This window comes from Geodermatophilus sp. SYSU D00710 (assembly GCF_054050195.1).
The window spans coordinates 1-6,448 of sequence record NZ_JBJGYX010000108.1 but is presented as its reverse complement, the minus strand read 5'-3'; the positions used below and the strand labels follow the sequence as shown (position 1 = coordinate 6,448).

Here is a 6,448-nt window from a genome sequence, read left to right as displayed (position 1 = left end):
GGCCCGCCGCCCCCCCCCCCCGCCCCCCCCCCCCCCCCCCCCCCCCCCCCTCCCCCCCCCCCCCCCCCCCCCCCCCCCGGCGGCGCCCCCCCCCCCCCCCCCCACCCTCGGGCGGCCCGGCGGCGATGACTCCCGGCGCGGTCCCCGGTCTGCACCCCACACCGGTCGACCGCACCCGAGGAGCGCCCACCGTGACCGCCACGTACACCTTCGACGTCCTCTGCACCCTCGACGGCTTCGCCTCCTTCAGCGGCGGCGACTGGGGCGGCTACTGGGGCAAGCACGGCCCCGAGTTCCTCGACCGGCGCCTGGCCCAGTACGAGCAGGAGCAGCGGATGGTCCTGGGCGCGACCACCTTCCGGCAGTTCGTGGAGTACCTGCGCCCGGCCTCGGAGGACCCGGGTGGCGGTGACCCGGTGAACACCGCGATGAAGAACCTGCCGACGACGGTGCTCTCGACGACGCTGGAGGGCCCCCTCGACTGGCCGGACGCGACCCTCGTGCGCGGCGACGCCGTCGACGTCGTCGCCCGGCTCAAGGAGGAGTCGGCGGTGCCACTGCGCTCGCACGGCAGCCTGTCGCTGAACCGGGCGCTGATGGCCGCGGGCCTGGTCGACCGCGTGCAGGTGACGATCTTCCCCGTGATCACCGGCCGGACGGGGACCGAGCCGGTCTTCGCCGGGGCGGCCGACTTCGACCTCGAGCTGGTCGAGAGCCGGACGCTCGACGGCTCCACCCAGGAGCTGGTCTACCGGCCCACCCTGCACGGCTGAGCGCGTGCGCCGCGGGAGCGTGTGCGCCGACCCCGTGTTCGAACGCCCGGAACGCGGCGTCGGCGCACCCGCTCAGGCGGTCGCGGCGGCCTCGGCCATGGCGGCGAGCAGGGCGGCCATCTCCGCCCGGGACACCCGCCCGGCGCTGTGCGGGGTGGAGTTGACCAGCCCGAAGACGGCGTGCGCGCGGGCCCGGCTGGCGGCGGTGCCCTCCTCCGGGCGCAGCCGGGCGAGCACCTCGACCCACACCTCGACGTAGCGGCGCTGCAGCCGGCGCACCCGCGCGGCGTCGTCGACCGGCAGCGAGCCCAGGTCGCGGTCCTGCACCGTGATCAGCGCCGGGTTGTCCAGCGCGAAGTCCACCTGGAAGGCGACCAGCGCGCGCAGCTGGGCGACCGGGTCGGGGCCGGCCGCGGCCACCCGCTCCCGCGCGCCGTCGAGCAGCCGCCGGCTGATGCCCTCGAGCATCTCGGCGAGCATCGCGTCCTTGCTCGCGAAGTGCCGGTAGATGGCCGGGCCGGTCACCCCGACGGCGGCGCCGACGTCGTCGACCCCCACCGACCGGGAGCCGCGCTCGGCGAACAGCTGCGCGGCCGCCCGGAGGATCTGCTCGCGCCGCGACGGGCGGGCGGCGTCGGCCGACAGCGCGGTGTCGACCTCAGCGCCGGTCACCGAGCCCGTCATGGGGGGATGGTAGCGGCGGGAGTGAACGTCGGTTAACGTGACCACCGTGACGTTAACTGCGGTTAACTCGTCGGAGCGCGTCCCGGCAGGTGTCGACACCGGCGCGGTGCTGACCTCCCGGGTCGACGTCCGCGGCGAGACCTTCGCCCGCAACGCCGCCACCCAGGAGGAGCTGCGCGCGCAGCTGCACGACAAGCTGGCGGCCGCGGCCCTCGGTGGTCCCGAGCGCACCCGCGAGCGGCACGTGGCCCGCGGCAAGCTGCTCCCCCGCGACCGGGTGGACACCCTCCTCGACCCGGGCAGCCCGTTCCTGGAGCTGTCGCCGCTGGCCGCCGACGGCATGTACGACGGCGACGCGCCGGGCGCCGGGATCATCACCGGCGTCGGGCGGGTCAGCGGCCGCGAGGTCGTCGTCGTGGCCAACGACGCCACCGTCAAGGGCGGGACCTACTACCCGATGACGGTGAAGAAGCACCTGCGGGCGCAGGAGGTGGCGCTGCAGAACCGGCTGCCCTGCGTCTACCTCGTCGACTCCGGCGGCGCCTTCCTGCCGATGCAGGACGAGGTGTTCCCCGACCGCGAGCACTTCGGCCGGATCTTCTTCAACCAGGCCACGATGAGCGCGCAGGGCATCCCGCAGATCGCCGCCGTCCTGGGCTCGTGCACCGCCGGCGGCGCCTACGTGCCGGCGATGGCCGACGAGGCGGTGATCGTCCGCGACCAGGGCACGATCTTCCTGGGCGGCCCGCCGCTGGTGAAGGCCGCCACCGGCGAGGTCGTCAGCGCCGAGGACCTCGGCGGCGGGCTGCTGCACAGCCGCACCTCCGGCGTCACCGACCACCTCGCCGACGACGACGCGCACGCGCTGCGGATCGTCCGCGACATCGTCGGCACGCTCGGCCCGCGCACCCCGCGCCCCTGGGACGTGCGGCCGGCCGAGGAGCCCGCCCTCGACCCCGCCGAGCTGCCCGGCGTCGTCCCGGCCGACCCGCGCACGCCCTACGACGTCCGGGAGGTCATCGCCCGGATCGTCGACGGCAGCCGGTTCAGCGAGTTCAAGGCGCTCTACGGGTCGACGCTGGTCTGCGGCTTCGCGCACGTGCAGGGGCACCCGGTCGGCATCGTGGCCAACAACGGCGTGCTGTTCGGCGAGTCGGCGCTCAAGGGCGCGCACTTCATCGAGCTGTGCGACCAGCGGTCGATCCCGCTGCTGTTCCTGCAGAACATCACCGGCTTCATGGTCGGCCGCGACTACGAGGCCGGCGGCATCGCCAAGCACGGCGCGAAGATGGTCACCGCCGTCGCCTGCGCCCGGGTGCCCAAGCTGACCGTCGTCATCGGCGGCTCGTTCGGCGCCGGCAACTACTCGATGTGCGGCCGGGCCTACTCCCCCCGCTTCCTCTTCACCTGGCCCGGCGCCCGCATCTCCGTCATGGGCGGGGAGCAGGCCGCCTCGGTGCTCGCCACCGTGCGCCGCGACCAGCTCGGCGACGCCTGGAGCGCCGAGGACGAGGAGGCGTTCAAGGAGCCGATCCGCGCGCAGTACGAGCGCCAGGGCAACGCCTGGTACGCGACCGCGCGCCTCTGGGACGACGGGGTCGTCGACCCCCTCGACACCCGCACCGTCCTCGGCCTGGCGCTGTCGGCGTGCGCGAACGCGCCGCTCGCGCCGGTCTCCTACGGCGTCTTCCGGATGTAGTCGTGGCCCTTGTCGCGGTAATGGCACCTCCTGAGATGAGCAGGTGAACGTGTTCGACACCGTCCTCGTCGCCAACCGGGGCGAGATCGCCGTCCGCGTCGTCGCGACCCTCCGCCGGCTGGGCATCCGCAGCGTCGCCGTCTTCTCCGACGCCGACGCCGGGGCCCGGCACGTCCGCGAGGCCGACGTCGCCGTGCGGCTGGGCCCCGCCCCGGCCGCGCAGTCCTACCTGTCGATCGAGCGGCTGCTCGACGCCGCGGCGCGCACCGGCGCCCAGGCCGTACACCCCGGCTACGGGTTCCTCTCGGAGAACACCGCCTTCGCGCAGGCCTGCGCCGATGCCGGGCTGGTCTTCGTCGGCCCGCCCGCCAAGGCGGTCGAGATCATGGGCGACAAGATCCGGGCCAAGCAGACCGTCAGCGCAGCCGGCGTCCCCGTCGTCCCCGGGCGCACCGACCTCGGCATGACCGACGACGACCTCGTGGCCGCGGCCGCCGAGGTCGGCTACCCGGTGCTGGTCAAGCCCTCGGCCGGCGGGGGCGGCAAGGGCATGCGGCTGGTGCACGCCGCGGCCGACCTGCCCGCCGCGCTGGTCTCCGCCCGCCGCGAGGCGGCCGCGAGCTTCGGCGACGACACGCTGTTCCTCGAGCGGTTCGTCACCGACCCACGGCACGTCGAGGTGCAGGTGCTCGCCGACACCCACGGCACCGTGCTGCACCTGGGCGAGCGGGAGTGCTCGCTGCAGCGCCGGCACCAGAAGATCGTCGAGGAGGCCCCCTCCCCGCTGCTCACGCCGGAGCAGCGGGCCCGGTACGGGGCGCTGGCCTGCGAGGTCGCCCGCGCCGTCGACTACACCGGCGCCGGCACCGTGGAGTTCATCGTCGCGGGCGAGGCGCCCGACGAGCCGTTCTTCATGGAGATGAACACCCGGCTGCAGGTCGAGCACCCGGTGACCGAGCTGGTCACCGGGGTCGACCTGGTCGAGCAGCAGCTGCGGGTGGCGGCCGGCGAGCGGCTCGCCCTCGGCCAGGACGACGTCGCGCTGACCGGGCACGCCGTCGAGGCGCGGCTCTACGCCGAGGACCCCGCGCGCGGCTTCCTCCCCACCGGCGGCACCGCGGTGGTCCTCGCCGAGCCGGCCGGGCCGGGCGTGCGCGTCGACAGCGGCCTGCTCGAGGGGCAGGTCGTCGGCACCAGCTACGACCCGATGCTGGCCAAGGTGATCGCGCACGGCCCCGACCGCGCCGCTGCCCTGTCCCGGCTGGACCGGGCGCTGGCGGGCACCGTCGTCCTCGGCGTCGGCACCAACACCGGTTTCCTGCGCGCGCTGCTCGCCCACCCCGAGGTCCGCGCCGGCCGGCTGGACACCGGCCTGGTCGAGCGCGAGCTCGACGCCCTGACCACCGCCGAGGTCCCGGTGGCGGCCTACGCCGCGCTCGCGCTGTCCCGGCTCGCTGCGCTGCGCCCGGCCGGCCCCCTCGTCGACCCCTGGGCGGTGCCCAGCGGCTGGCGGACCGGCGGGCGCCGCGCGCCGATGCGCTGGGACCTCGCCGGGCCCGGCGGGTCGCGGCTGACCGTCACGCTGACCGGCGGCACCCGGCTGCAGGTCGGCGACGGCGGCGAGCACGAGGTGTCCGGTGAGGTGGTCGACGGCGGGCTGCTGCTCACCGTCGACGGCGCCACCACGTCCGCGCGCACCGCCGTCGAGGGCGCCACCACCTGGGTGCACGTCGACGGCGGCACGTACGCGCTGACCGAGCTGCCGCCCGCGCGGCTGCACGCCGGCGCCGACACCGCCGACCGCACGGTGCGCAGCCCGCTGCCCGGCACGGTCGTCGCCGTGCACGTCGCGTCCGGCGCCGAGGTCGCGCAGGACGCCCCGCTCGTCGTCGTCGAGGCCATGAAGATGGAGCACACGCTCACCGCGCCCGCCGACGGCACCGTCGACGTCTCCGTCCGCGTCGGTGACCAGGTCGCCCTCGACCAGGAGCTCGCCGTCGTCCACCCCCGCACCACCGACAGCACCGCGCCCGAGGAGTCCTGACGTGCTCGACACCCGCCTGACCGACGAGCAGCAGCAGCTGCGCAAGACCGTCGAGGAGTTCGCCCGCGAGGTCGTCGCGCCGGTCTCGTACCAGCACGACCGCGACGAGACCTTCCCGTACGAGGTGGTCCGCGGCATGGCCGAGATGGGCCTGTTCGGGCTGCCCTTCCCCGAGGAGTACGGCGGCATGGGCGGGGACTACTTCGCCCTGTGCCTGGCCATCGAGGAGCTGGCCCGAGTCGACCAGAGCGTCGCGATCACCCTCGAGGCCGGCTGCTCGCTGGGCGCGATGCCGGTGTACCGGTTCGGCACCGAGGAACAGAAGCAGCAGTGGCTGCCGCTGCTGACCAGCGGCGAGGCCCTCGGCGCGTTCGGCCTCACCGAGGCCGGCGCCGGCAGCGACGCCGGCGGGACCCGCACCACCGCCGTGCTCACCGACGGGCAGTGGGTCATCAACGGCAGCAAGGCGTTCATCACCAACTCCGGCACCGACATCACCCGGCTGGTCACCGTCACGGCCGTCACCGGGGAGCTCGCCGACGGCCGCAAGGAGATCAGCTCGATCCTCGTGCCGGTGCCCACGCCGGGCTTCACCGCCGAGCCGGCCTACGACAAGGTCGGCTGGCACGCCAGCGACACCCACCCGCTGTCCTTCGACGACGTCCGGGTGCCCGAGGAGAACCTGCTCGGGCAGCGCGGCCGCGGCTACGCCAACTTCCTGTCGATCCTCGACGAGGGCCGGATCGCGATCGCCGCGCTGGCGGTCGGGGCCGCCCAGGGCTGCGTCGACGAGAGCGTGAGGTACGCGCGGGAGCGCTCGGCGTTCGGCCGGCCGATCGCGGCGAACCAGGCGATCGCCTTCAAGATCGCCCGGATGGAGGCGCGGGTGATGGCCGCGCGGGCCGCCTACTACGACGCCGCGGCCAAGATGCTCGCCGGCCTGCCGTTCAAGAAGGAGGCGGCGGTGGCCAAGCTCGTGGCCGGCGAGGCCGCCATGGACAACGCCCGCGACGCCACCCAGGTGCACGGCGGCTACGGCTTCATGAACGAGTACCTCGTCTCCCGGCACTACCGGGACTCGAAGATCCTCGAGGTCGGCGAGGGCACCACCGAGGTGCAGCTGATGCTCATCGCCCGCCAGCTCGGGCTCTGAGCCCCGCGCGCGTCGGGGGGGGGGGCCCGCGGGGGGGGGGGGGGGGGGGGGGGGGGGGGGGGGGGGGGGGGGCCGGGGGGGGCGGGGGCGGGGGG

The 6,448-nt window shown here is 75.2% G+C and carries 5 protein-coding genes; 4 read left to right on the top strand and 1 reads right to left on the bottom strand.

What is annotated here, in order from left to right; all coding sequences use genetic code 11:
• The first annotated feature begins 191 nt into the window (after positions 1 to 191).
• A complete protein-coding gene (locus ACI78U_RS24655; protein ID WP_456878085.1) occupies positions 192 to 773 on the top strand; it encodes a dihydrofolate reductase family protein in 582 nt (193 codons plus the stop codon).
• 72 nt (positions 774 to 845) lie between these two features.
• Here the strand turns inward: ACI78U_RS24655 and ACI78U_RS24650 are convergent, their stop codons facing one another.
• Complete coding sequence (locus ACI78U_RS24650) at positions 846 to 1,457, bottom strand: SACE_7040 family transcriptional regulator (protein ID WP_456878084.1); 612 nt, start codon at positions 1,455 to 1,457, stop codon at positions 846 to 848.
• A 46-nt stretch (positions 1,458 to 1,503) separates the two neighbouring features.
• Between ACI78U_RS24650 and ACI78U_RS24645 the strand changes: the two genes are divergently transcribed.
• Genes ACI78U_RS24645 through ACI78U_RS24635 form a run of 3 tightly spaced genes read left to right on the top strand, consistent with a single transcriptional unit; the run spans position 1,504 to position 6,353 of the window.
• Positions 1,504 to 3,156, top strand: a complete 1,653-nt coding sequence (locus tag ACI78U_RS24645) for a carboxyl transferase domain-containing protein (protein ID WP_456878083.1) — start codon at positions 1,504 to 1,506, stop codon at positions 3,154 to 3,156.
• Between the two features lie 43 nt (positions 3,157 to 3,199).
• Complete coding sequence (locus ACI78U_RS24640) at positions 3,200 to 5,200, top strand: ATP-binding protein (protein ID WP_456878082.1); 2,001 nt, start codon at positions 3,200 to 3,202, stop codon at positions 5,198 to 5,200.
• Position 5,201: 1 nt separating this feature from the next.
• Positions 5,202 to 6,353 carry an acyl-CoA dehydrogenase family protein gene (locus tag ACI78U_RS24635; protein WP_456878081.1) on the top strand — a complete coding sequence of 384 codons (1,152 nt, stop codon included), beginning with the start codon at positions 5,202 to 5,204 and terminating at the stop codon, positions 6,351 to 6,353.
• The last annotated feature ends 95 nt before the right edge of the window (positions 6,354 to 6,448 follow it).

What these genes read in the sequence shown, in the direction of transcription:
- ACI78U_RS24650 (WP_456878084.1), bottom strand. Translation starts at nt 1,457, where the DNA reads ATGACGGGCTCGGTGACCGGCGCTGAGGTCGACACCGCGCTGTCGGCC.